Source organism: Micromonospora sp. IBSANI012, from assembly GCF_052814045.1.
In genome coordinates this window covers 5,915,293-5,939,839 of the sequence record NZ_CP199933.1, presented here as the reverse complement: position 1 = coordinate 5,939,839, position 24,547 = coordinate 5,915,293, and the positions used below count along the sequence as shown (strand labels likewise).

The 24,547-nt window shown below is 74.4% G+C and carries 23 protein-coding genes and 1 pseudogene; 14 read left to right on the top strand and 10 right to left on the bottom strand.

The window, feature by feature from the left end; translation table 11 throughout:
• Positions 1-1,038: 1,038 nt before the first annotated feature.
• From ACTWM8_RS27490 to ACTWM8_RS27465, 6 genes and pseudogenes are all read left to right on the top strand, one after another.
• Positions 1,039-2,654: pseudogene (locus ACTWM8_RS27490) on the top strand (hypothetical protein); the annotation flags it as partial.
• Between the two features lie 46 nt (positions 2,655-2,700).
• Positions 2,701-3,675, top strand: a complete 975-nt coding sequence (locus tag ACTWM8_RS27485; RefSeq protein ID WP_446211472.1) for an alpha/beta fold hydrolase — start codon at positions 2,701-2,703, stop codon at positions 3,673-3,675.
• Between the two features lie 5 nt (positions 3,676-3,680).
• Positions 3,681-4,559 carry a DUF3152 domain-containing protein gene (locus ACTWM8_RS27480; RefSeq protein ID WP_446211471.1) on the top strand — a complete coding sequence of 293 codons (879 nt, stop codon included), beginning with the start codon at positions 3,681-3,683 and terminating at the stop codon, positions 4,557-4,559.
• A gap of 83 nt (positions 4,560-4,642) precedes the next feature.
• Positions 4,643-5,482: a DUF3152 domain-containing protein gene (locus ACTWM8_RS27475; protein WP_446211470.1), complete on the top strand. Its 840-nt coding sequence runs from the start codon at positions 4,643-4,645 to the stop codon at positions 5,480-5,482.
• A 41-nt stretch (positions 5,483-5,523) separates the two neighbouring features.
• Positions 5,524-6,774, top strand: coding sequence for an adenylyltransferase/sulfurtransferase MoeZ (gene moeZ, locus ACTWM8_RS27470; protein ID WP_377608475.1), 1,251 nt, complete (start codon positions 5,524-5,526; stop codon positions 6,772-6,774).
• Between the two features lie 103 nt (positions 6,775-6,877).
• Positions 6,878-7,708, top strand: coding sequence for a squalene--hopene cyclase (locus tag ACTWM8_RS27465; protein WP_446214697.1), 831 nt, complete (start codon positions 6,878-6,880; stop codon positions 7,706-7,708).
• Here the strand turns inward: ACTWM8_RS27465 and ACTWM8_RS27460 are convergent.
• From ACTWM8_RS27460 to proB, 8 genes are all read right to left on the bottom strand, one after another.
• Entirely contained in the window at positions 7,692-8,207 is a 516-nt protein-coding gene (locus ACTWM8_RS27460; RefSeq protein ID WP_446211469.1) for an SUKH-4 family immunity protein, read from the bottom strand. The two genes, ACTWM8_RS27465 and ACTWM8_RS27460, sit on opposite strands and share 17 nt — an antisense overlap.
• Positions 8,208-8,235: 28 nt before the next feature.
• Positions 8,236-8,856 carry a hypothetical protein gene (locus ACTWM8_RS27455; RefSeq protein WP_446211468.1) on the bottom strand — a complete coding sequence of 207 codons (621 nt, stop codon included), beginning with the start codon at positions 8,854-8,856 and terminating at the stop codon, positions 8,236-8,238.
• Entirely contained in the window at positions 8,853-9,470 is a 618-nt protein-coding gene (locus tag ACTWM8_RS27450) for a hypothetical protein (RefSeq protein WP_446211467.1), read from the bottom strand. Before ACTWM8_RS27450 ends, ACTWM8_RS27455 begins: the two co-directional genes overlap by 4 nt.
• Positions 9,463-9,957, bottom strand: coding sequence for a WXG100-like domain-containing protein (locus tag ACTWM8_RS27445; RefSeq protein ID WP_358000258.1), 495 nt, complete (start codon positions 9,955-9,957; stop codon positions 9,463-9,465). Before ACTWM8_RS27445 ends, ACTWM8_RS27450 begins: the two co-directional genes overlap by 8 nt.
• A gap of 29 nt (positions 9,958-9,986) precedes the next feature.
• Positions 9,987-10,313 carry a WXG100 family type VII secretion target gene (locus ACTWM8_RS27440; RefSeq protein ID WP_446211466.1) on the bottom strand — a complete coding sequence of 109 codons (327 nt, stop codon included), beginning with the start codon at positions 10,311-10,313 and terminating at the stop codon, positions 9,987-9,989.
• Positions 10,314-10,315: 2 nt separating this feature from the next.
• On the bottom strand, positions 10,316-10,714 hold the full coding sequence (locus ACTWM8_RS27435) for a YbaB/EbfC family nucleoid-associated protein (protein ID WP_350797924.1): 399 nt from the start codon (positions 10,712-10,714) through the stop codon (positions 10,316-10,318).
• An 85-nt stretch (positions 10,715-10,799) separates the two neighbouring features.
• Entirely contained in the window at positions 10,800-12,044 is a 1,245-nt protein-coding gene (locus ACTWM8_RS27430) for a glutamate-5-semialdehyde dehydrogenase (RefSeq protein ID WP_446211465.1), read from the bottom strand.
• A gap of 90 nt (positions 12,045-12,134) precedes the next feature.
• Complete coding sequence (gene proB, locus ACTWM8_RS27425; RefSeq protein WP_446211464.1) at positions 12,135-13,244, bottom strand: glutamate 5-kinase; 1,110 nt, start codon at positions 13,242-13,244, stop codon at positions 12,135-12,137.
• A gap of 61 nt (positions 13,245-13,305) precedes the next feature.
• On the opposite strand from proB, the gene ACTWM8_RS27420 reads away from it, so the two are divergent.
• The 6 genes from ACTWM8_RS27420 (at position 13,306) to ACTWM8_RS27395 (ending at position 20,546) form a co-directional block, all read left to right on the top strand.
• On the top strand, positions 13,306-13,620 hold the full coding sequence (locus ACTWM8_RS27420; protein WP_088960207.1) for an MGMT family protein: 315 nt from the start codon (positions 13,306-13,308) through the stop codon (positions 13,618-13,620).
• A 32-nt stretch (positions 13,621-13,652) separates the two neighbouring features.
• Positions 13,653-15,035, top strand: coding sequence for an MFS transporter (locus ACTWM8_RS27415; protein WP_446211463.1), 1,383 nt, complete (start codon positions 13,653-13,655; stop codon positions 15,033-15,035).
• Positions 15,032-16,486: a pyridoxal phosphate-dependent decarboxylase family protein gene (locus tag ACTWM8_RS27410; protein ID WP_446211462.1), complete on the top strand. Its 1,455-nt coding sequence runs from the start codon at positions 15,032-15,034 to the stop codon at positions 16,484-16,486. The genes ACTWM8_RS27415 and ACTWM8_RS27410 overlap by 4 nt, the downstream gene beginning before the upstream one ends.
• Before the next feature lie 67 nt (positions 16,487-16,553).
• Positions 16,554-17,132, top strand: coding sequence for an NADH-quinone oxidoreductase subunit B (locus tag ACTWM8_RS27405; protein WP_446211461.1), 579 nt, complete (start codon positions 16,554-16,556; stop codon positions 17,130-17,132).
• Positions 17,133-17,214: 82 nt separating this feature from the next.
• Positions 17,215-19,110 carry a hypothetical protein gene (locus tag ACTWM8_RS27400; RefSeq protein ID WP_446211460.1) on the top strand — a complete coding sequence of 632 codons (1,896 nt, stop codon included), beginning with the start codon at positions 17,215-17,217 and terminating at the stop codon, positions 19,108-19,110.
• Positions 19,111-19,229: 119 nt separating this feature from the next.
• Positions 19,230-20,546, top strand: coding sequence for a DUF2252 domain-containing protein (locus tag ACTWM8_RS27395; RefSeq protein WP_446211459.1), 1,317 nt, complete (start codon positions 19,230-19,232; stop codon positions 20,544-20,546).
• Positions 20,547-20,559: 13 nt separating this feature from the next.
• Here the strand turns inward: ACTWM8_RS27395 and ACTWM8_RS27390 are convergent, their stop codons facing one another.
• The gene (locus ACTWM8_RS27390; RefSeq protein ID WP_446211458.1) at positions 20,560-21,606 is read right to left on the bottom strand and encodes a glucose 1-dehydrogenase; all 1,047 of its coding nucleotides are present in this window, start codon (positions 21,604-21,606) and stop codon (positions 20,560-20,562) included.
• A gap of 105 nt (positions 21,607-21,711) precedes the next feature.
• On the opposite strand from ACTWM8_RS27390, the gene ACTWM8_RS27385 reads away from it, so the two are divergent.
• Together ACTWM8_RS27385 and nuoH are read left to right on the top strand one after the other, a co-directional pair.
• Positions 21,712-22,494 (top strand): NADH-quinone oxidoreductase subunit C, encoded by a 783-nt coding sequence (locus tag ACTWM8_RS27385; protein ID WP_446211457.1) that lies wholly within the window; start codon positions 21,712-21,714, stop codon positions 22,492-22,494.
• Positions 22,494-23,456: an NADH-quinone oxidoreductase subunit NuoH gene (nuoH, locus tag ACTWM8_RS27380; RefSeq protein ID WP_446211456.1), complete on the top strand. Its 963-nt coding sequence runs from the start codon at positions 22,494-22,496 to the stop codon at positions 23,454-23,456. Before ACTWM8_RS27385 ends, nuoH begins: the two co-directional genes overlap by 1 nt.
• Before the next feature lie 10 nt (positions 23,457-23,466).
• On the opposite strand, the gene ACTWM8_RS27375 is transcribed toward nuoH, so the two are convergent.
• Entirely contained in the window at positions 23,467-24,504 is a 1,038-nt protein-coding gene (locus ACTWM8_RS27375; RefSeq protein WP_446211455.1) for a glutathione S-transferase family protein, read from the bottom strand.
• Between the last annotated feature and the right edge of the window lie 43 nt (positions 24,505-24,547).

Here is a 24,547-nt window from a genome sequence, read left to right as displayed (position 1 = left end):
ACGCCGGTCACCGTCCCGCCGACGAACCGGACTGGTCCGGCCCGAGCTGGAACCGGCCGAGCTGGGGCGGTGGCTGGGCGCCGCCGTGGGCGCGCGAGGACGAGCCGCCGACGAGCCGCCGGTCCCGGTCCGACCGGACGGCGGAGTGGTCGGCCGAGCCCGCCCGGCCGTACGAGCCGGTGCGCGCCGAGCCGGCGCGGCCGTACGAGCCGGTCCGGGCCGAACCCGCGCGCCCCTACGAGCCGGTGCGGTCCGAGGAGCCCCGGCCGTACGAGCCGACCCGCGCCGAGCGGGAGGCCCGGGGCGAACGGGAGCCGTCGACCGACCGGTCGGGCCCGGATCGATCCGCCGTGGACGGAGCCGCCGGATGGGCCGGTTCCCGATCCGCCGCCGCGCCACCCTCCGCCGCTCCCCGTAGCGCCCCGCCGGCCGCCGCGCCCCGTAGCGCCCCGCCGGCCGCCGCGCCCCGTAGCGCCCCGCCGGCCGCCGCGCCCCGTAGCGCCCCGCCGGCCGCCGCGCCCCGTAGCGCCCCGCCGGCCGCCGCGCCCGCCAGCGCGCCCCCAGTCGTCGCCCCCGCCAGTGCCCCGCCCGCCAGCGCTCCGCCGGCTGCCGGGCCGCACGGCGAACGCCCGGCGGGTACGGCCTACGGCGCGCCGCTGGCCAGCGGTTCCTACGGTTCGGCGCCGCCAGCCGGGTCGTACGGCTCGGCACCGACCACCGAGCCCTCCGGCTCGGCACCGACCGCCGGGTCATTCGGGTCGGCACCGGGCACGGGGTGGTACAGCCGGCCGGAGCCCAGCGGCTCCTACCGCGCCGCACCGAGCAACGGGTCCTACGGCTCGACGCCCGCCCCGCCGCGAGCCGAGGCGCCGGCCGCCGCGCCCCGGAGCGCCCCGCCGGCCGCCGCGCCCTGGAGCGCCCCGCCGGCCGCCGCGCCCTGGAGCGCCCCGCCGGCCGCCGCGCCCTGGAGCGCCCCGCCGGCCGCCGCGCCCCGGAGCGCGCCTCCCGCAAGTGGGGCCGCCCCCTACAGCGCGCCTCCCGCAAGCGCGGCCGCTCCCTACAGCGCGCCGCCCGCCCAGGCGCCGGCCACCGACAGCAGTCCGACCACCGACCGGGCCGACCGGCCGTTCCGGCTCCGGTCCGTGCCGGCGGAGACCGCCAGCGCCCCGGCGGAGCTTCCCGGCCACCAGCCGACCCCCACCGGTCCCGGCGCCGCGCCGGACCCCGCCACGAGCGGGCCACGCCGCCTGGACCGCACCTCCTCCGCGCCCGCTCCGACGAGCGCACCCCCTTACGCGGCCCGCCGCTCCGCACCCGATCCGACGCCTCCGGCCGCGCCGGCCGTGGAGGACGGGACGCCGGAGCCCGGCGCGGTGGTGCTGCCGCAGCGCGTCCCCGCCGAGCCGGACGTGCCCGTTGTGCCGGAGCCGCCAGCCGTGGAGCCACCCGCCGAGACCCCGGAACTCGCCCGCATCGCCACCCACCTGCGCCGCGACGACGAGCCCGCCCCGTTGCGGGAGCGGCCGGAGGGCTTCGACGTCAACGCCATCCTGGACGCCGTGCGGGAGGTGGCCGGCGTACGCGACGCCGCGTTGCGCCGTACCCCGGCCGGCGCGCACAGCCTCCGGCTGGACCTCGCCGACGGGGCCGACCCGGCCGAGGTGAGCCGGATGGTGGCCCGACTGCTCCAGGAGCGGATGGGGCTGGCCGCGGCCCCGCAGAACCTGCCCGGCACGACACCCGCCCCGGCGCCGTTGCGCCGCCGCTCCGCCGAGACTCGGGCACCCGAGGCCCGCGCGCCCGAGCCGCGGGGCGCCGAGCCGCGCCCCGGCGAGGCGCCGGCCCGGCCGCGCGACCCGGAGTCCCGCCCCGGCGACCTGCGCCGGCAGGAGCCCGGGGCCGGCCCGTCGAGGCGGTCCCGTCCGGCCGATCCGTCGGGTGAGGGTCGCGCACCGACGGGCACCGGGCGCGGCGTCGCCGACCAGCCGCCCGGGGCCCGCCCGACGGCCGAGGCGGCCACCGCCGCCCCCGGCCGTATCGAGGACTACCCGGGCACGGTCGAGGGGGTGCCGCGCCGGCGCCGGCAGGTCTCCGCGCACCGGGGCCGGGCCAGTGTGGAGGAGGCGAGCGCGGCCTCCGCGCCGCCGGCCACCGGCAGCCCGGCCACGCTCGGCACGTCGTACTCCGGTGGGCAGATGACCACGACGGAGAGCGCGCCCTCCCGACCGCTGGACACCGGCGGCGCGCCGGGGCCGCGGGTGGTGATCGACCACGTCCAGGTGAGCACCTTCGGTCTCGAGGCCACCGTCGAGGTACGCCTGCTCGCCGGCGGCGAGACGGCGGCCGGGCACTCCACCGGGCCGGCCGTGGACGGGTACGTCCTGCGGCTCTGCGCCGTCGCCGCCGCGGCGGCGGTGGACCAGCTGCTGCGGGGCGTCGACGGCACGGCCGAGCGCGGGCGGTGCTTCGTCGAGCACGCCGCGGTGGTGCCGTTCGGCAACTGCGAGGTGGCCACCGTGGTGGTGCTGCTGGTCTGCGACGGCTGGGTCGAGCAGCTCGCCGGCTCCGCGCTGGTCGCCGGTGATCCCCGGCAGGCGGTGGTCCGCGCGACGCTGGCCGCCGTCAACCGGCGCCTGGAGGCGTTGCTGGCCTGAGCGGTGCGGGGTTCGCCGGCGGGTCGTGCTGGGCACACTGGGAGGCATGAAGCGAGCCGCCCTCTGGCCCGAGCACCTGCTGCCCCCGCACCACGTTCCGCCGCCCTGGCCGGGCCGGGAGGTACGCCTCGACGGCACGGTCACCTACGTCCGGGACACCCCGGCCACGAGAGCGGACGCGGAGCCGGCGCTGTACGTGCACGGGCTGGGCGGCTCGTCGCAGAACTGGACGGACCTGGCCGGTCTGCTCGCCCACCGGCTCGACGGGCAGGCCATCGACCTGCCCGGGTTCGGGCGCAGCGAGCCGGGGCGGCGCTACACGATCCCGGCCTTCGCCGAGCGGGTGGTCCGCTGGATCGAGCACTCCGACCGGGGGCCGGTGCACCTGTTCGGCAACTCCCTCGGCGGGGCGATCGCGGTGCACGTGGCGGGGCTGCGGCCGGAGCTGGTGCGTACCCTCACGCTGGTCTCCCCGGCGCTGCCGTTCCTGGACTTCCGCCGCTCGTTGCAGGGGCGGATGCTGCCGCTGCTGGCCATCCCCCGCGGGGAGCGGCTGGCGGCCTGGCGGCTGGCCCAGCTCGCTCCGGAGGTGATGGCCCAGCAGGTGCTGGAGGCGTGCTTCGCCGACCTGAGCCGGATCAGCGAGCAGCGCCGGCAGGAGGCGCTGGAGGAGATCCGGGTGCGCTACGAGGCCGCGCACTACACCGCCGCGTACGTCCGGACGTTCCGCGGCCTGGTCTCCAGCTTCCTGCGCTCGTACCTGCCGGGGCCGGGGTCGATGTGGCGGATCGCCGCGGCGGTGCAGGCGCCGACGCTGGTGGTGGGCGGCCTGCAGGACAAGCTGGTGGACGTGCGGGTGGCGCCGCAGGCGGCCCGGGCGATCCCGGACAGCCGGCTGATGATGCTCGAAGGGGTCGGCCACGTCGCGCAGGTGGAGGTGCCGCGCACGGTGGCGCGGGCGGTGCTGCACCTGCTCGCCGAAACGGAGGAGGCCGGGAGGCGCTCCGACATGGCAGGCTGACCCGGATGCCCGAGTTCCTCCCCCACGGTCACCGCGCGCGTGCGACCCCCCGTGGCCGCCGCGCGCCCGTCGGGGGCCGTCGCTGGACGGTCCTGCTGCTGGCGATGCTCGCGGTGGTGGTCGGTGCGGGCGGAGCGCTCTCCGCCGGCCGTCCCGGTGCCTTGGCCGAGACGCTCGCCGCCGGGACGCCGGCCCCCCGGCCGACCGCCGCGCCGCTCACCCCGTCGCCGTTGCCGGTGGTCACCCCGAGCCCGTCCGCGACCAGCCCGGCCCCGCTGCTCCAGCTCGCGGGCCCGGTGCCGTCCGCCGGGCGGGGCAGTTTCGGGTACGACGACCGGGCCGGGCCGGTGCTGGGGCGGGGCGGCCCGGTGCAGCGGTACCGGGTGGCGGTGGAGAACGGCTCCGGTGAGGACGTGCACGCCTTCTCCGACGAGGCGCAGGCGGCGCTGGCCGGGCCGGGGAGCTGGGTGGACAGCGGGCGGCTGCGGTTGCGCCGGGTGCCGGCGGGCGAGGCGTACGACTTCACGGTCTACCTGGCCACCGCGACCACGGCGGGGCGGATGTGTCGGGCCGGGGGAGTGGACATCCGGGTGGGCGGCCGGCCGTACACGTCGTGTCGGGCGTCGGGGAAGGTGATCATCAACCTGGACCGATGGCGCACTTCGGTGCCGCACTTCGTACGGGCCGGTGTGCCGTTGTCGCTCTACCGCACCTACGTGGTCAACCACGAGGTGGGCCACCAGTTGGGGCACCACCACGAGCGCTGCCCGGGGCCGGGCCGGCCGGCGCCGGTGATGCAGCAGCAGTCGCTCTTCCTGGACGGCTGCACCGCCAACCCGTGGCCGTACCTCGACGGGCGGCCGTACACCGGCCGTCCGGTCTGAGCCCCGCCGCGCGATCTGAAACATACTCACGTAACCGACCGGAAAAGCGATGATATGCCCGATTAGTCTGTCATGCTGATCGGGTGACCCCGTTTTCCCCGCTCGCCGCGGGCGGCGAACCGGAACCGGCCGACCCGGCCGACCGAACCGCCGGCGACACCCGACCCGGGCTGGTCCGGATGCGCCGCCGCCGGCGGCGTGCCGCCCTGCTCGGCCTGGTGGCGCTCGGCGCGACCGTCGCCGGCGTCGCCCTCGTCCGGTCCGACGACGGGCCGTCCGTACCGGCGTCCGCCGGGCTGTCCCGGGCACACCCGTTCAGCGCCGACGAGGACGCCCCGCCCACCGCGTACCCGACCAGCGGCTCCGGTCGCTTCGCCGCCGCCGACGGGCGCTCCCCGGTGCGCGGGTACGACGGCCCGCTGCGCCGCTACCAGGTGGCGGTCGAGGAGGGCACCGGGCAGGACGTCGACGTCTTCGCCGACACCGTGGACGAGGTGCTCGCCGACCGGCGCAGCTGGATCGCCTCCGGCGAACTGCGGGTGCAGCGGGTGCCCGAGGCCGCCGCCGCCGACTTCACCGTCTACCTGGCCACCCCGGCCACCTCCGAGCGGCTGTGCGCCGAGGGCGGGTTGATCACCGAGCGGTACACCTCCTGCCGGCTGCCCGGTCAGGTGATCATCAATCTGGCCCGCTGGATGGACGCGGTGCCCGACTACGGTGCCCCGCTGGCCGTCTACCGGACGTACGTGGTCAACCACGAGGTCGGCCACGAGTTGGGCGAGGAGCACCAGGCCTGCCCCGGCCCCGGCGAGCCGGCCCCGGTCATGCAGCAGCAGACGTACGGCCTGGACGGCTGCGTCGCCAACGCCTGGCCGTACGTCGGCGGGGTGCGCCATGAGGGCGCGCTCGTCCCCGGTGTCTGAGTTATTCCCGCTCCCGCATGTCGGGCTACGTGTCACTGCTCATGGCCGACCGGACCCTCGGCGAGCGACAATGGCGCGGTTCGCCACCAGCCGATCCCGGGGAGTCCACCGTGTCGCTGCCCCCGCTCGTCGAGCCCGCCGCCGAGCTGACCGTTGACGAGATCCGCCGCTACTCGCGCCACCTGATCATCCCGGACGTCGGGGTCGCGGGGCAGAAGCGGCTGAAGAACGCCCGGGTGCTGTGTGTCGGCGCCGGCGGTCTCGGCTCGCCCGCCCTGCTCTACCTCGCCGCGGCCGGCGTCGGCACGCTCGGCATCATCGACTTCGACACCGTCGACGAGTCCAACCTCCAGCGGCAGGTCATCCACGGCGTCTCCGACGTCGGCCGCCCGAAGGCGGAGTCCGCCGCGGCCTCGATCCGCGAGATCAACCCGCTGGTGAACGTGCGGATCCACAACACCGCGCTGGACCGGGAGAACGTCCGCGAGATCTTCGCCGAGTACGACCTGATCGTCGACGGCACCGACAACTTCGCCACCCGCTACATGGTCAACGACGCGGCGGTGCTCCTCGGCAAGCCGTACGTCTGGGGTTCGATCTACCGCTTCGACGGCCAGGCGTCGGTGTTCTGGGCCGAACACGGCCCCTGCTACCGCTGCCTCTACCCGGAGCCCCCGCCGCCCGGCATGGTCCCGTCCTGCGCCGAGGGCGGCGTGCTCGGCGTGCTCTGCGCGTCGATCGGCTCGATCCAGGTCAACGAGGCGATCAAGCTGCTCACCGGCATCGGCGAGCCGCTGGTCGGCCGGCTGATGGTCTACGACGCCCTGGAGATGTCGTACCGCAAGATCAAGGTTCGCAAGGACCCGAACTGCGTGCTCTGCGGCGAGAACCCGACGGTCACCGACCTGCTGGAGGACTACGAGGACTTCTGCGGCGCGGTCTCCGAGGAGGCGCAGGAGGCGGTGATCGACGCCACCATCACCGCGCTGGAGCTCAAGGAGTGGCAGGACGCCGGCAAGGACATCTTCCTGGTCGACGTCCGCGAGCCCGCCGAGTACGAGATCGTCCGCATCCCCGGCGCCACGCTGATCCCCAAGGGCGACATCATCTCCGGCGAGGCGCTGGCGACGCTGCCGCAGGACCGGCAGATCGTGCTGCACTGCAAGTCCGGCGTCCGCTCCGCCGAGGCGCTCGCCGCCCTCAAGGCGGCCGGGTTCCGCGACGCGGTGCACGTCCAGGGTGGTGTGCTCTCCTGGATCAAGCAGATCGATCCCTCGCTGCCCGCGTACTGAGCGACGGCCGGGGCCGGCGGCGGGCCACTCACCCGCCCCGGCCTCGGCCGATTCCCCGAGGCGCGATCACCTTTCCGCAGGTAGCGTGACCGCCGTGGTGGACATGGACGCCGCTATCGGCTTCGTCGTGGCGCACGGGGACGCGGTGGACCGTGCGCGTCTCTCCCGGCTGCGCACCGGCGCGGCGGTGCCGGTCGAGCTGCTCGACGCCGCCGAGGCCGGGCAGACGCCCGACGGCGGCTGGCCGGCCGTCCTGGACGGTGCGGTCGGCTCCGTCGACGCGACCTGCTTCCGCCTGGCCGAGCTGGACGACCTCGGCGCCCTCGGCCGCCCGGCGGCCCGGCACGCGCTGGACTGGCTCGCCGCCCGCCAGCTGCCCGACGGCGGCTGGGACGAGGATCCGTCGCTGGCCGGCCTCGCCCCGGAGTGGGCCCGGCCGGGCGATCCGGAGGCCCGGTTCTACCTCACCGCCAACGCCGGGTTCTGGCTGACCGTGGCCGGCCTGGACGCCCGCGCCGCCGGCCCGCTCGACCACCGCGTCGGCGGCGCGTACGCCGGGGTGGTGCAGGCGGCGGCGCACGCGGTTGCCGCGCAGCTCACCCCCGACGGCGGCTGGCCGTCCTTCCTGCCCGCCGGCTGGCTGAGCGCGGCCGTGCTGCACCGGCAGGAGATGTACTACGAGTCGGCGCGGATCCAGGCGGTGCTGGCCGAGCGGATCCCGAAGATGTCCCCGGCCGACGTGGCCTGGCTGGCCGCGACGCTGCGCCGGGTCGAGGTGGGCGAGGAGCAGTGGCTGCTGGTCTCGGCCCGCCGCCGGCTCGCCGAGACCCAGCGCAGCGACGGCGGCTGGGACAGCGACGACGGTCACCAGTTCGACGTGCACACCACGCTGCGGGCGATCCGGGCCTGCCGGACGGTCACTTCAACTGGCTGATCACCAGCGGCCACCAGCCGTCCGGGGCGAACGCGGCCGGGTCGATGCTCTCCAGCACCATCCGCAGCGTCTCGGCCCGCTCGGCCCGGCCCGCCTTGCCCTCGTCCGCCTCGACGAAGAGCGCGAACTGGTAGAGGAACTCGACGAAGGTGCGGAAGCTGCTGTTGACGCCCTGGATGTCCTGCTGGTCCAGGTCGAACTGGAGGATCTCGCCGTTGCGCGGGTCGAGCACGTAGAGCAGGTCGGGGTTGTCGGCCACCGCGCCCACCACGATCAGCCGGACGTCCAGCGAACCGTCCTCGGTGCTGAGCTGGATGGTGTCGTACAGCTCGATGTCGCCTTCGAGGAAGGCGGTGTAGACGACCGCCACGTCGAGCGGGATCTCGTCGCCGGCGGGGAGCAGTTCGGGGCTGAACCCGCCCTCCAGCCACGCCTCGCGCGGGTACGGGATGAGCTCGTCCTCGCTCCACAGTGCCGTGAACCGGGGATCAGCTGCCATGACGGTCCTTCGCGGGTCGACGGGGGATTCAGGAGGACAGATCGGCGGCGATCAGCAGGCGTCGCCAGTTGTCGGCGTACTCGCCGGTGTGCGGCCCCTTGCGCAGCCGCCGCTCGGCCACGCCCGGACCGAGCACGGTCCCGACGAGCGCCGGGTAGCCGGGGCCGAGCACGTGTTCGTCGAAGAACGTGACGACGTCCGGGGCGATGACGGTCAACTCCGGTTCCTCGTCGGGGTGCTCGTAGAGGAAGACGTAGTCGTCCGGCTCCATCCAGTAGACGTCGAGATCCTCGGTGTCCAGGTAGATCGGGGCGCCGGCCTTGATCTCCGCACGCAGGCCCGGCGGGATGCTGTGCACCTCGTGGCCGACCGCCAGCGGGCTGCCCATCGGGTCGAACTCGTTGACCGTGCGGGCCGCCCAGGCGGCCGGGCTCAGGATCTCCTCCGGCGGCATGAACCGGAAGTTGTCGCCCTCGAGCCGGCCGAAGAGGCCGTAGACCTCGGCCACGCGGGGCAGTTCGGGCAGCGGCTCCAGCGGGGCCGGCTCGCCGAGCACCACGCCGAAGCCCTGCTCGGCCTCCAGCCGGCGCAGCCGAGCGAGCTTCGCCGCGATCCGGTCCAGGCCGGCGGGGAGGTCGGGGCTGCTCACTCGATCACCCGCACGATGATCGGGGTGCCCTCGGGGACGTCCCGTAGCGCCACGGAGATTTCCCTGCCGAGTTCACGGTTGGTCCAGGCGTCCATCGGCCTGAGGTTATCGTATATATCCTTTCCGTCCATTTGCAGCTCGTGGATGTGGTCCGGGTCGAGGCCCTGGCCGCGTGCGGTGATCGGCCCCTTGCCGGCGTAGAGCCGGTCCACCAGGGTCTTGTTGGCCAGGTACTTGTTGGTCTCCGGGGTGCCCATGTCCGCCTTGAGACGGCCGTCCTTGGTGAGGTTCCGGATCATCCGGTCCCGGTAGATGTTGGTGCGGGTGCGGCTCTTCTGGGTCGAGGGGTCGTAGACCTTGTTGGTGTCCCGGTCCGACTTCGCCTTCTTCAGCGAGCCGTCGTCCCCGAGCCGGCGCAGGTCGGCCGCCTTGCGGTCGAAGTCCCGCTTGTCGAAGTCGGGGCGGTTGCGCAGCACCAGCACGGCCGGCCCGTCGACCTTCGTTCCGGCGGCCTTGGCGGTGCGGAACACGTCGGCGTTCTCCAGGTACGCCGAGACGATCCGGGCCCCCTTGGCCTGGGCCTGCCGGGGCGGGCTGGTCCGCTTCTTAGCCATTGAGCACCGTGTCCACCGCCAGCCCGATCAGCTGGTCGACGATCAGCCCGGTGATCATCTTGAAGATCGGGATCTCCAGCAGGGACGCGCCGAAGGTCGCCACCGCCGTGGCGATCGCCTGCGCGATCTGGATGGCCAGCAGGATCAGCTGGATGATCACCTGGATCTTCAGGGCCAGCACCACGCCTGCCGCGGCCATCAGCCCGATGGCGATCACGTTCGTCGGGTTCGTGGCGTCGGCGATGTTGCGGGCGGCCGACTCCTTGTCGTTCCACTCGCTGGCGAAGGCGGTGATGCTCTCGCCCCGGTTGGTCTCCAGCACCGTCCGCGCCGCCGAGTCCAACCGGGCGACCGAGCCGTTGATCCGGTCGGCCATGCCGGTCCACTCGCCGGCGAGCTGGAAGATCGCGGTCTCGTCGGACTCCGGCCAGTCGTACCCGATCATCGAGAGCAGGGACGCGAGCTCGCCCGGAAGCGTCAGGCCCACGGCGACTCCTTTCGTACGTGCGGAGGGACTCAGCCGCCCAGCGAGCCGAGGATCGAGCTGAACGAGGCGGTGACGTCCTCCTCGACGGCCCGGTAGTTCTCGGCCATCCCGTGCAGGCCGTCGGCGTAGCTCTCCAGCTCGGCGACGTTGGTGCTGAGGCACTCGGTCAGGGCGTCCACACAGGCCTGGTGGGCGACGCCGACCAGCATGCCGATCTCGTCGCCGCCGAAGGCCTGCGCGTAGCTGCCCAGCGCCGCCTGGAACGTCTCGAAGGCCTGTCGGACCTCCTCCTTGGCCTGGGTCAGCTCGTCCGCGCCGCGGCGCAGGGCGTCGATGTCGACCTCGAGGTTCTCCATCGTCAGCTCCGCTGCTGGATCTTGCGCATGGTCTCGCTGATGGCCTGGCTGATCTCGCGCATCTGGCGCAGGCCCTGGTCCTGGAGGCGCTCGACGGTGGCGGTCATCGCGGCGAGGTCGGGCATCGGCTCGGCCGCGGCCGGGTCGTCCTGCCCGTCGAGCGCCGCGTTCACCGCCCGACGCAACTCCTCGGCGAGGTGTTCCGCCCCCTCGCGCAGCACCCGGGGGTCGAGGTCGACGGCGCTGACCCGCCCGTCGGTGCCGAGGGTGACCCGGATCCGACCGTCGGCGGCCTCGCCCACCGACTCGACCCGTTCCCGGGGCGTGCCGGTGCGGCTCACCTCCCGCAGCGCGGCGCGCGCCTGCGCCAGCTGCTCTTCCAGGGCGCTCTCGCCCAGCATGCCGCCTCCCCAGACAAGCCGTGCCGAACCGGCCTCAGACTAGCGGCCCCGCGCACCCCCGCGTGCGCCCGTCCATCCCGGACAGTCAGCCGCGCAGGTGCCCGTCCCCGGTGACCACATACTTCGTCGAGGTCAGCTCGGGCAGACCCATCGGGCCGCGGGCGTGCAGCTTCTGGGTGGAGATGCCGATCTCGGCGCCGAAGCCGAACTCGCCGCCGTCGGTGAACCGGGTCGACGCGTTCACCATCACCGCCGCCGCGTCCACCCGGGCCACGAACTCCCGGGCCGCCGCGGCGGAGTCGGTGAGGATCGCCTCGGTGTGCCCGGTGCCGTAGCGGCGGATGTGCGCGACCGCCGCGTCGAGCGAGTCGACCACGGCCACCGAGATGTCCGCCGAGAGGTACTCGGTGGCGAAGTCCTCCTCGGTGGCCGGCACCACCGCGGCGGAGAACGCGGCCACCCGGTCGTCGCCGTGCACGGTCACCCCGGCCTGGGCGAAGGCGGCCAGCGCCGGCGGCAGGAAGGCGTCCGCGACGGCCGCGTGCACCAGCAGCGACTCGGCGGTGTTGCAGGTGGACAGCCGCTGGGTCTTCGCGTTGAGGGTGACCGCCACCGCCTTCGCCACGTCCGCCGCGGCGTCGACGTAGACGTGGCAGTTGCCCACCCCGGTCTCGATCACCGGCACCGTCGACTCCTCGACCACGGTGCGGATCAGCGATGCGCCGCCACGCGGGATCAGCACGTCGACCAGCCCGCGCGCCCGCATCAGCTCCTTGACCGAGTCGCGCGAGGTGGCGTCGAGCAGCTGCACCGCGTCCGCCGGCAGGCCGGCCCCGGCGACCGCGTCCCGCAGCACGGCGACCAGCGCCGCGTTCGAGTGCGCCGCCGACGAGGAGCCGCGCAGCAGCGCGGCGTTGCCGGACTTCAGGCAGATCCCGGCGGCGTCCACGGTCACGTTCGGCCGGGCCTCGTAGATGATGCCGACCACCCCGAACGGCACCCGGATCTGGCGCAGCTCCAGCCCGTTGGGCAGGGTCGAGCCGCGGACCACCTCGCCCACCGGGTCGGGCAGCGCGGCCATCTGGCGCAGCGCGTCCGCGATGCCCGCCACCCGGCCCGCGTCGAGCGCCAGCCGGTCCAGCACGGCCGCGCTCAGCCCGGCCTCGCGCCCGGCCGCCAGGTCCGCCTCGTTCGCGGTCAGGATCTCCGGGGTACGCGCCACCAGCGCGTCGGCCATCGCGTGCAGCGCGGCGTCCTTGGCGGTACGCGTGGCGACCGCCAGCTCGCCCGCCGCGTCCCGGGCCCGACGGGCCTGCTCGCTGACGCTCATGCCGGCACTCCGCTGCGCTCCGTGCCGCCATGAGGCACCACCGCGCTGAACTGATGATTCGCTCGCTGACGCTCGCTCATCGGCAACTCCTCACAGCAGCACGAGGTCGTCGCGGTGGACGACCTCCCGTTCGTACGCCGGGCCGAGCGCCGCGGCGAGTTCGGAGGTGGAGCGGCCGAGCAGCCCCGGCAGCTCCACCGCGTCGTAGTTGACCAGCCCCCGGGCCACCGGCGCGCCGTCGGCGTCCACCAGGTCGACCGGGTCGCCGGCGGTGAACGCGCCGTCCACGGCGGTGATCCCGGCCGGCAGCAGCGACTTGCGCCGCCCCACCACCGCCTGCACCGCCCCCGGGTCGAGGTGCAGCCGCCCCCGGGGCGCGGTGGCGTGCGCGAGCCAGAACAGCCGGGCCGCGGGCCGCCGCCGGCTGGGGTGGAAGAAGGTGCCGACCGGCTCGCCGGCCAGCGCCTCGGCGGCCAGCGGCGCGGCGGTCAGCACCACCGGAATGCCGAAGCCGGTGGCGATCCGGGCCGCCTCGACCTTGGTGACCATGCCGCCGGTGCCGACCCCGGAGCGGCCCGCGCCGCCGATGTCGATGCCGGCCAGATCGGCCTCGCCGCGCACCTCGGTGATCCGGGTGCTGCCCGGCTGGGTCGGGTCCCCGGTCCAGAGCGCGTCCACGTCGGAGAGGAGCACCAGCAGGTCGGCGTCGACCAGGGCGGCGACCAGCGCGGCCAGCCGGTCGTTGTCGCCGAAGCGGATCTCCTCGGTGGCGACCGTGTCGTTCTCGTTGACGATCGGCACCGCGCGCAGGTCGAGCAGCTTGCGCAGGGTCCGGTACGCGTTGCGGTAGTGCGCCCGCCGGGTCACGTCGTCGACGGTGAGCAGCACCTGGCCGACGGTGAGCCGGTGCCGGGCGAAGCCGGTCGCGTACCGGCCGATGAGCAGGCCCTGCCCGACGCTCGCGGCGGCCTGCTGGGTGGCCAGGTCGCGGGGACGCCGGGCCAGCCCGAGCGGGGCCAGGCCGGCGGCGATCGCGCCGGAGGAGACCAGCACCACCTCGTGCCCCTGGGCGGCGAGCGCGCCGAGGGTGTCCACCAGGGCGTCGACCTGGGCGTCGTCCAGCCCACCGCCGCCGGTGGTCAGCGAGGACGAACCGATCTTGACGACGATCCGCCGGGCCTGGGTGACTGCTTCACGCACCCGCCCATTCTGCGCGGTCGGTCCCGCGCGACCCGGCAGGCTTCCCATATGGTGGCCGGTCATGACGCCTGAGGAGTACGTCGAGGCGGTGCTCGCGCTGGTCGAGCGGATCCCGCCGGGCCGGGTGATGTCGTACGGGGCGGTCGCCGACGCCCTCGCCGAGCGCTCGGGCCGGGCCTCCGCGCGGCTGGTCGGCTCGATCATGGCCCGGCACGGCGGCGGGGTGCCCTGGCACCGGGTGGTGACCTCCGCCGGCCGGCTGCCGCCCGGTCACGAGGTCGAGGCGCGGGCCCGGTTGCGGGCCGAGGGCTGCCCGTTGCGGGCCGCCGGGGTGGACATGTCGGCGGCGAGCTGGTGGCCGGAAGAGGGAATGTGACCCCGGCCATAACGTGAGTAACATTCGGCCCCATGGACGCGCCGCCGGCGGAAGCCGACCCCTCGGTCGCCGGCCCGACCGGGGCGCGGCGACCGGACCCGCTGCCGCGCCGGGTGCACGCCGGCTACGCCCTCGGCTCGCTGGCCACCGGCGCGTTCGGCACCGTGCCGGGGCTGCTGCTGCTGCCGTACCTCACCGACACCCTGGGCGTGGCCGCCGGGGTGGCCGCCCTGCTGGTGCTGCTGCCCAAGGCGTGGGACGTGCTGGTGAACCCGGTGGCCGGGCGGCTCTCCGACCGCACCCGTTCCCGCTGGGGGCCGCGCCGGCCGTGGCTGCTCGGCGCTGGGCTGGCCCTCGCGGTGCTCTTCGCCGCCATCTTCGCCGCGCCCTTCGGCGCCGGTCCCGCCGCCGGGGCGTACGTGGCGGTCGCCTTCCTCGCCACCGCCACCGCGTTCGCCTTCTTCCAGGTGCCGTACGTGGCGATGCCGGCCGAGCTGACCGGCGACCGCGCGGAGCGTACCCGGCTGATGACCTGGCGGATCGCGGTGCTGGCGCTGGCCATCCTGGTCTCCGGCGCGGTGGCCCCGATGGTGGTGACCGCGACCGGCGACGGCCTCGCCGGGCACCGGTGGATGGGCCTCTTCGTCGCCGCGCTGATCGCCCTCGGCGCCGTAGGCGCCTTCCTCGGCACCCGCGCGGTCGCGACCGGCGCGGTGACCGAGACCGAGCCGACGCTGCGCGCCCAGCTCGCGGTGGCCGCCGGCAACCGGCCGTTCCGGGCGTTGCTGCTCTGCTTCGTGATCCAGTCGGCCGGGGTGGCGACCATCCTGGCCGGGGTCAGCTACTTCGCCGACCAGATCCTGCGCGACCCGGAGAACGGCCCGACCCTGCTCTTCGCCTGTTTCGTCGGGCCGGCGCTGCTGGTGATGCCGCTCTGGTCCCGGCTCGGCGCCCGGCTCGGGAAGCGGACCGCCCTGGTCGCCGCCTCGCTGCTGCTCGCCGCCGGGGCGCTCGCCCTGGTCGCCGCGCCCGCGCTGCCCGCCGCCGCCGTCTACGCGGTGGTCGCGCTGCTCGGCGTCGGGTACGCCGGCCAGCAGGTCTTCGCCCTGGCCCTGCTGCCGGACTGCGTCGCCCACGAGACGGCCCGGACCGGCCGCCGGCAGGCGGGCGTCTTCACCGGCCTGTGGACGGCGGGGGAGACCTTCGGCCTGGCGCTGGGCCCCGGCCTCTTCGGCCTGGTGCTCCAGGTCTCCGGCTACGTCTCCTCCGACACCGGCACCGCGGCGGCCCAGTCCGACCAGGCCCGGCTCGGCGTGCTGCTCGGCTTCACCGTGCTGCCCGCCCTGCTGGTCGGGCTCGCCGTGCTGCTGCTGCGCGGCTGGACCCTGGACCCCGACCCGAAGGGCGACCGATGATCGACGAGCACGGCGTACCCGCCGAGCGGGTGCTGGCGGAGATCCGCGAGCTGCGGGCCCTCGACCGGCCGACGCACGGCGGGCGGCTGTTCGCCTACGTCTACGACCCCGCCGTGCCCGGCCTGGACGAGCTGGCCGCCGCCGCGCACGCCGCCAGCGCGCACGTCAACGGGCTCGACCCGACCGCCTTCCCGTCCCTGCTGGCGATGGAGAACGCGCTGGTCGCAGCGGCCGCCCGGCTGCTCGGCGGCGGCCCCGGCACGACCGCGCCGGAGGTGGTCGGCAGCGTCACCAGCGGTGGCACCGAGTCGCTGATCCTCGCAGTCAAGGCCGCCCGGGACGCCCGCCCCGAGCTGACCGCGCCCCGGATCGTGGTGCCGGCCAGCGGGCACGCCGCCTTCGCCAAGGCCGCCCACCTGCTCGGGGTCACCCTCGACACGGTGCCGGTCGACCCGAGGACGCTGCGCCCGGCGGGCGCCGACGTGGCCGCCGCGATCCGCCCGGAGACGGTGCTGGTGGCCTGCTCCGCCCCCTCGTACGCGCACGGCGTCGTCGACCCGGTGGCGGAGATCGCCGCGGCGGCCGCGGCGGCCGGGGTGCGCTGCCACGTGGACGCCTGCTTCGGCGGCTGGACGCTGCCCTACCTGCGCCGCCTCGGCGTGCCGGTGCCGCCGTTCGACTTCGCCGTCGACGGGGTCACCTCGATCTCGGTGGACCTGCACAAGTACGCGTACGCCCCGAAGGGCGTGTCGGTGCTGCTGCACCGCGACCCGGCGCTGCGCGCCCCGCAGTACTTCGCGTACGCGGACTGGCCCGGGTACACGATGGTCAACCCGGTGCTCGCCTCGACCCGCTCGGGCGGGCCGATCGCCGCCGCGTACGCCACCCTGCGGCACCTCGGCGACGCCGGCTACCTGCGGCTGGCCGCCGCGACCCGGGACGCGGTCACCGCGCTGGCCGACGCCGTGCGTGGCGTCGACGGGCTGCGGCTGATGGCCGAGCCGGAGTCGACGGTGGTCTGCTTCACCACCGCCGACCCGGAACTCGACCTCTTCGTGCTGGTCGACGAGCTGACCGCCCGGGGCTGGCACACCCAACCCCAGCTCCGGTACGCGGACCTGCCGCCGAGCGTGCACCTGACCGTGACCGCCTCGGTCGCGCCTCGGGTCGCCGAGTTCGGCCCGGACCTGACCGCCGCGGTGGCCGCGACCCGGGCGGCCGGTCCGGTCCGGCTCCCCGCCGAGCTGCGGGGGCTGGCGACCGCGCTGACCCCGCAGGCGCTCACCCCGGAGCTGGTCGCCGGCCTGGCCGCCGGGCTCGGCCTCGACGGGGGTCAGGGCGTGCCGGAGCGGATGGCCGTGGTGAACACCCTGCTGGACGCCGCCCCGCCGGCGCTGCGCGAGCGGCTGCTGGTCGAGTTCGTCAGCCTGCTGCAACGCCCGACCTGGTGACCCCGGGCGCTACCGGAGTCGCCGCCGGGCCCTGTGGTTGACTGTCCGGGACAGGAGGGGGGCGGTCGTGCAGCTGCCGGGAGTGCTCGGCGAGCCGATCCGGTTCGTGCTGAACTGGGGCCGCCGCTACTCGCTCTGGGTCTTCAACTTCGGCCTGGCCTGCTGCGCGATCGAGTTCATCGCCACCAGCATGGGGCGGCACGACTTCATCCGGTTGGGCGTGATCCCGTTCGCCCACGGCCCCCGGCAGGCCGACCTGATGGTGGTCTCCGGCACGGTCACCGACAAGATGGCCCCGGCGATCAAGCGCCTCTACGACCAGATGCCCGAGCCGAAGTACGTGATCTCGTTCGGCGCCTGCTCCAACTGCGGCGGCCCGTACTGGGACTCGTACTCGGTGACCAAGGGCGTCGACCAGCTCATCCCGGTCGACGTCTACGTGCCCGGCTGTCCGCCCCGGCCGGAGGCGCTGCTGCACGGCATCCTCCGCCTGCAGGAGAAGATCGCCGCCGAGCAGTCCGGGATCGGCGGCGTGGCCCGCCCCGACGCGCTCGCCTCGCCGGCGGACTCCGCGCCGCGCCCCGACTCCCCGCCCCGCTCGGTCAGCTCGCTCACCTCCCCGCCGGTACGCCCGCCGGCCCCCTGAGCCGCCACCGGACCCGACCGGCGGCGCTTTCCGGGCCGACCGGATGATCTTCGATGTCGGCCGGCGTCGTTATCTTGCTGACATGAGATCCATGCGGGCAACGGGGGCCGCCCTCCTGGCGGCGCTCGCCATAGTTCCTCTCACCGCTGCTCCGGCAGCCGCCGACACCGTCGGCTACACCGGCGTCGTCCGCGATTCCGACGGCACGCCCGTCGCGAACGCCTGCTTCGCCCTGCACAGCTCGCCCACCGCCGTCGCGGCCGAGTACTGCTCGAACGCCGAGGGCCGGTACACCATCCCCAGCCCGGCGGACACGTCGAGCTACAAGGTCCGGATGCACGCCGACGGCTTCCGCACCGAGTGGTGGTACAACGCCCCCGACCACCTGAACGCCGACACCGTCTGGTTCCCCCGCGACGAGCTCGTCGAGCGGGACGTCACCCTCAGCCGCGGGTCGGCCGGCATCAGCGGCCGGATCACCGACGAGTACGGCGCGGCGACCGACGCGACCATCACGATCTACGGCGAGGACTTCTACTACGAAGCCATCGCGTACACCTGGGACCTGGGCGCCGGACGCTACGCCCTGAACAACCTGCCGCCCGGCCGCTACCGGATCTCCATCTCCGACAACGTGCGCGGCTACCAGTGGGTGCCGCAGAAGGAGACCCGGGACGAGGCCACCGTCTTCACGCTCGCCGACGGCGACGCCCTCGTGGTGGACGAGAGCTTCCTGCCGATGGGCACGGTGGAGGCGCGGGTGACCGACGCGGTGACCGGCATGCCGGTGCGCCGGCCCTGCCTGAGCGTCCTCGGCACCGGCGGCAACGACGCGGACGCCTGCGGCACCAACGGCCTGGTCCGGATTCCCCGGGTCCGGCCCGGCGACTGGAAGCTCGCCGTCAGCGCCGGCGCGTCGTACTTCTCGATCGACGAGACCGAGGACTACTACCCGGTCACCCGGGGGCAGGTCACCCGGGTCTCGTTCCAGCTGCGCCCCGGCGCGGCGTTCGCGACCGCCGTGCAGGACGCGGCGACCGGGCAGCCGGTCGGCGGCATCTGCGTGCACCTCGTGCAACCGAAGTGGGGCGGCCAGTCCGCGCACATGCGCCAGTACTGCTCGTCGGACGACGGCCACCTGGAGGTGGGCCCGTTCGAGGACAACCAGCTGTCCGTCTGGCAGCTCTACGCCTTCCAGCCGACCAACCCGTACCAGCCGCCGGCGAAGCGCTACGGCGACCAGTGGGTCACCGCGAACGGGGGCAGCGGCGATCAGCGCGAGGCGCTGTCGGTGACGCTGAAGGCCCGAGAGACGATCACCATCCCGACGATCCGGGTGGACCCGCCCGGCACCATCACCGGGACGATCCGCAACGCCTCCGGCGCGGTGGTCCCCGGCGTCTGCGCCTACCCGTTCGCGTTCCACCCGGGGCAGGGCGCGATCTTCGGCAACAACTGCGCCAACGCCGAGGGCCGCTACACCATCGACGACCTCGGCCCGTACCGCTGGCCGATCGAGTTCGCGCCGAGCGCCAACAGCGGGTACGCCTGGCAGTGGTCCGGCGACGTCGCCGACCGGTTCGCCGCCACGCAGACCAAGGTCGCCCCGGGCGGCACCGCCACGGTCGACGCCAAGCTGGTGGCCGGCGGCGTGCTGGCCGGCAAGGTCACCGACCCGGCGAATCCGACGGCGACCGGCTACGTCTGGACGTACAACGCGCGGACCGGCGACATCGCCAGCGCCTCGTACGGCTACTTCGGCAACGGCAGCGGCGGCGCGTTCACCGTGCGAGGCCACCGCACCCAGGACGTCTACGTGGAGTACTGGGTCGACAAGGAGTGCTGGTACGGCGTCCGGAACGCCACCACCGTGGCGATGAAGGCCGGCGCCACCACCACCATCGCCGCGGACACCACCCGCACCTGCGGCCGTGCCCCGGTGACCGGCTCGCAGACCCGCACCTCCGCCCCGAGCTGACTCGACCGTCCGTCCGGCTGATCGGCCGGTCCGGTGGGTGCCCACCCGCCGGACCGGCCACCCGGCTCGCTCGCTCGGACGAGCGCCCCGGCTGGCGGCCGGGGGTTAGCCTGCGGTCCATGACCCAGTCCGCGGACCAGCGTTCCGCCTTCATCGTCGACGTGCTCACCGAGGAGTTCGGTGCGTCGATGGCACTCGACCCGGCGGCCTTCCGCCGCAAGTTCCGCAAGATGGCCGCCTCCCCGTTCGCCTTCTACCGGGGCAGCGCGTCCCTGTTCTACGCCGACCAGCGCGGCGACTTCGCCGACGAGGCGTTCCTCGACGAGCGGACCAGCCGGGTGTGGATCCACGGCGACCTGCACGCGGAGAACTTCGGCACCTACATGAACGGCTCCGGGCAGTTGGTGTTCAACGTCAACGACTTCGACGAGGCGTACGTCGGGCCGTTCTCCTGGGACCTCAAGCGCCTGGCGGCCAGCGTCGCCCTGCTCTGCTACGCCAAGGCCCTGTCGGACCAGGTGATCAGCGAGCTGGTCGCCCGGTTCGCCCGGTCGTACCTGACCGAGCTGCGGGCCATCGCGGCCGGCGGGGATGACGCGATCGGCTCGATCACCCTGGACAACGCCGACGGCGTGCTGCGCCGGGTGCTCCAGCAGGCCCGGCTCAACACCCGGGTGGACCTGCTCGCCACGCAGACCACCATCGACAACTACGAGCGCCGCTTCTCCCTCGGCGACGGGGTGTTCGAGATCGACGCGGCCACCCGCAAGAAGGTCTGCGCGGCCTTCGAGCACTACCTGACCACGCTGCCCGAGACCACCGCGCGGCTACGTCCGGTCGCGGCCCACATCAAGGACGTGGTGCTGCGCAAGGGCGTGGGCATCGGCTCGGCCGGGCTGCCGTCGTACAACGTGCTGCTGGAGGGGCACACCCAGGCGCTGGAGAACGACGTCGTGATCTACATGAAGCAGGCGCAGGTGCCCGCGGTGGCCCGGCACATCGACGACGAGCGGGTCCGCGGCTACTTCCGGCACCAGGGCCACCGTACGGCCGAGTCGCAGCGGGCACTGCAGGCGCACGCCGACCCGTGGCTGGGCTTCACCGAGCTGGACGGGACCGGCCAGCTCGTCGCCGAGGTCTCCCCGTACGCCGCCGACCTGGACTGGGCGGACGTCAACGAGCCGGACGAGCTGGCCGGGGTGCTGAGCGACCTGGGCCGGGCGGTGGCCCGGATGCACTCGGTCGCCGACGACGAGTCCAGCCACGACCTGGTGGACTACTCCACCGAGGAGTCGATCGTGGCGGCGGTCGACACCGACGAGGCCGGTTTCGTCACCCACCTCGTCGACTTCGCGCACACGTACGGCGTCCGGACCCGGGAGGACCACCAGCTCTTCGTGGACCTGTTCCGCAACGGCCGCCTGCCCGGCATCTGAGCCGTCCGCCGGCTCAGGCGGTGAAGTCGAGCACCGTCTTGATGTCTCCGCCGGTGTGGGTGTACGCCTCGGCGTACGCCGACACCGGCACCCGGCGGGTGACCAGCGAGTTCAGCCAGAACTGGTCGGCCCGGGAGAGCGCCTGGGCGGCCAGGTCCCAGTGCCGCCGGTTGGCGTTGACCGACCCGAAGACGACGTTGTTCTCCAGCACCAGGTCCCGGTTGAGCGCGCCCGCGTCGAAGTCCATGCTCCGGCCGCCGCTGGAGACGCCGGTCAGGCAGACGATGCCGATCGGCCCGGCCTTGCACATCGCGTCCAGCAGCACCGGCGGCGCGCCGGTGCACTCGACCACCACGTCCGGTTCGAAGTCCAGCTCGGCCACCGGCACGGTGTGGTACGTCGCGCCGAGCGCCCGGACCAGGTCCGGCTTCGGGCCGGTGGTGTTCCGGTCGAGGACGTGCACCGCCAGGCCGCGCTGGGTGGCCAGCAGCGCGGCCAGCAGGCCGATCGGCCCGGCGCCGGTGACCAGCGCGGTCTGCGGCTTCCACTCGGCGCGGGCGCCGATCCGCTCGATGTGGTCCCAGGCCTTCGCCACCACGCTGGTCGGTTCCAGCAGCATCCCGACCGGGGCGAGCGCCGGGTCCAGGCCGACGGCGAACTTCGGTTGGATCCGCCACCGGTCCCGGGCGAAGCCGGGCAGGCCCTTGATGCCGTGCTCGGTGTACTGCCCGTTGCGGCACATGTCCCACTCGTCGACGGCGCAGTTGGGGCAGGGCACCGGGTCGGGGCGTCGGACCACGCCCGCCACCAGGTCGCCGGGTTGCAGGGTGCCGGTCGGGTCCTCCAGCACCCGGCCCAGCGACTCGTGCCCGAGCACCAGCCGCTCCTGGCCGGGCGGGGCCTCGCCGTACTCACCCGCGGCGATCTCCAGATCGGTGCCGCAGATGCCGATCGCCAGCGCCTCGACCAGGATCGCGCCCTCCTCGGGCGCCGGCTCGGGCCAGTCGTCCACCAGTCGCAGCGAGTCGGGCACTCCGGGAGTCACAGTGACAGCGCGCACGGTGACCATCTTTCCCCCTCCGGCGTCCACCCGCCGGTAAAGCGGCCAGATGCCCGCCCGGGCGGCCCGACACGGCCGCGCGCCGTCGGCCCTAGGATCAGCGGCATGACTCCGGAAGAGGTCGGCCAGCGGGTGGTCGCGCTGCTCGCGCCGGTCGAGGCCACCGCGTCGGTCTCCGGCGGTCAGTCGCACGCCCGCGCCACCGTCGACGTACCCCTCGCGAGCTGGACCGACGCGCTGCGCGCGGCGCGCGACGACGCCGGGCTGGCCTGCGACTTCTTCGACTGGCTCTCCGCGGTCGACGAGTTGGCCGACGGGTTCGACGTGGTGGTCCACCTCTGGTCGACCACCCACCGGCACGGGGTGCTGCTGCGCACCCGGGTGCCCCGCGAGGCGCCGACGGTGGCCTCGGTGGTCGACCTCTGGCCGGGCGCCGCCTGGCACGAGCGGGAGACCCACGAGATGTTCGGCATCGACTTCGCCGGTCACCCCGGGCTGGCACCGCTGCTGCTGCCGCCGGAGTTCGAGGGGCATCCGCTGCGCAAGGAGTTCGTGCTCGCCTCCCGGGTGGCCAAGCCCTGGCCGGGGGCGAAGGAGCCGGGCGAGTCGGAGGCCGGCGGCGGTCGCCGGCCGATCCGGCCGCCGGGCGTGCCCGCGCCGGGGGAGTGGGGCACCACGCCGACGCCCGCCGGGGCGGCCGGGGTGGGCGAGGGGCCGCGCGGCGGTACCCCGGCCCGCCCGGTCCGGGAGCGGCCCGCCCGGCCGGCTCCGGGCGCGGGTGCGGCGCGTACCCCGAGGGCCGGGGCGACCGGCGACGGCCCGGCGGCGGCCGGAGAGCCCGCGACCGGCGACCGCCCGGCGCCGCGCGACGAGGAAGGTACGGCCTGATGCCCACCTGGTTGGAGCTGGTGATCCGGGTCGGTGGCGTGCTGGTCGCCTTCCTCACCCTGCCGCTGGTGGTCGGCCAGGCCGAACACAAGGTGATGGCGCACATGCAGGGCCGGCTCGGCCCGATGTACGCGGGCGGTTTCCACGGCTGGGCGCAGCTGATCGCCGACGGGGTGAAGTTCGTGCAGAAGGAGGACGTCACCCCGCGCGAGGCGGACCGGGCGGTGTTCCGGCTCGCCCCGGTGGTGGCCCTGGTGCCCTACCTGCTGGTTCTGCTGGTCATCCCGCTCGGCCCGGACGACCTGGTCGGGCAGCCGCTGGACATCGGCCTCTTCTTCGTCCTCGCCGTGGTGGGCGTGGGCGTGGTCGCGGTGCTGATGTCGGCCTGGGCCTCGGCCAACAAGTACAGCCTGCTCGGCGGTCTGCGCGGGGCGGCCCAGCTGCTCGGCTACGAGCTGCCGCTGGTGCTCTCCGCTGCCTCGGTGGCGATGGCGGCGGGCACGCTCAGCCTCTCCGGCATCGTCGAGGCGTGGCAGCCTTGGTGGCTGCTCTGGCAGGCGCCCGCGATGTTCGTCTTCTTCGTCGCCGGGCTCGCCGAGATCCGGCGGCCCCCGTTCGACATGCCGATCGCCGACTCCGAGCTGGTCTTCGGCTACATGACCGAGTACACCGGCCTGCGCTTCGCCTTCTTCCTGCTCGCCGAGTACGTCGGCATCGTGGTGATCGCCGCGCTGACCACCGTGCTCTTCCTCGGCGGCTGGCAGGGCCCGTTCGCCGACGGTCAGCTCGGCTGGCTGTGGACGCTGCTGAAGGTCTTCGCGGTCTCCTTCGTGATCATCTGGCTCCGGGTCTCGTACCCGCGGCTGCGGGAGGACCAGCTGCAACGCCTCTGCTGGCTGGTGCTGGTGCCGCTCTCCCTGGCCCAGCTGGTCCTCACCGCCGCCGTTCGCGTCGCGCTCTAGCCGCCCCCGCTCAGCGCAGCGGGGTGTGGGCGGGGTCGACCCGCTCGCCGGCCGGTGGGGGCGGCGGGGGAGTGCCGTCGCCGAAGGGCCGTCCGCCGAGTTCCTCCCGGCCGTGCGGGGTGAGCCAGTTGGACAGGTCGGGGCCGAGCGGCACCACGCCGGTCGGGTTGATGTCCCGGTGCACCTCGTAGTAGTGCCGCTTGATGTGGTCGAAGTCGATCGTGTCGCCGAAGCCGGGGGTCTGGAACAGGTCCCGCGCGTACGCCCACAGCACCGGCATCTCGGTCAGCTTGCTGCGGTTGCACTTGAAGTGGCCGTGGTAGACCGGGTCGAAGCGGACCAGGGTGGTGAACAACCGCACGTCCGCCTCGGTGATGGTGTCGCCGACCAGGTAGCGCTGGCCCGCCAGCCGCTCGGTCAACCAGTCCAGCCGGTCGAAGAGCTGGTGGTACGCCTTCTCGTACGCCTCCTGGCTGCCGGCGAAGCCGCACCGGTAGACGCCGTTGTTGACGTCCCGGAACAGCACCGCGGCCACCTCGTCGATCTCGTCGCGCAGTCGTTCCGGGTAGAGCTGCGGCGCGCCCTCGCGGTGGTACGCCGTCCACTCGGTGGACAGGTCCAGGCTCATCTGCCCGAAGTTGTTGGTGACCACCTGCCCGGTCGGCACGTCCACGATCGCCGGCACGGTGATGCCCCGCTCGTAGCCGGGGAAGCGGGCGAAGTACGCCTCCTGGAGCCGCTCGATGCCGAGCACCGGGTCACGCCCGCCCGGGTCCAGGTCGAACGTCCAGCTCCGGGCGTCGTGGGTCGGCCCGGCCACCGCCATCGAGATGGCGTCCTCCAGCCCGAGCAGCCGCCGCACGATGATCAGCCGGTTCGCCCAGGGGCAGGCGCGGCTGACCGCGAGCCGGTACCGCCCCGGCTCGACCGGGTAGCCGTCCCGCCCGTCGGCGGTGATCCGGGTGGCGATGTAGCGCTGGTCGCGGGTGAACTCACCGCCCGGCTCGACGTACTTGCCGCCGGTCGTCCCGCCTGCCGCCTCGCCCACTTCGCCCCCTGGAGTCCGTTCGTCGTGTCCCGTCCCATCTTTG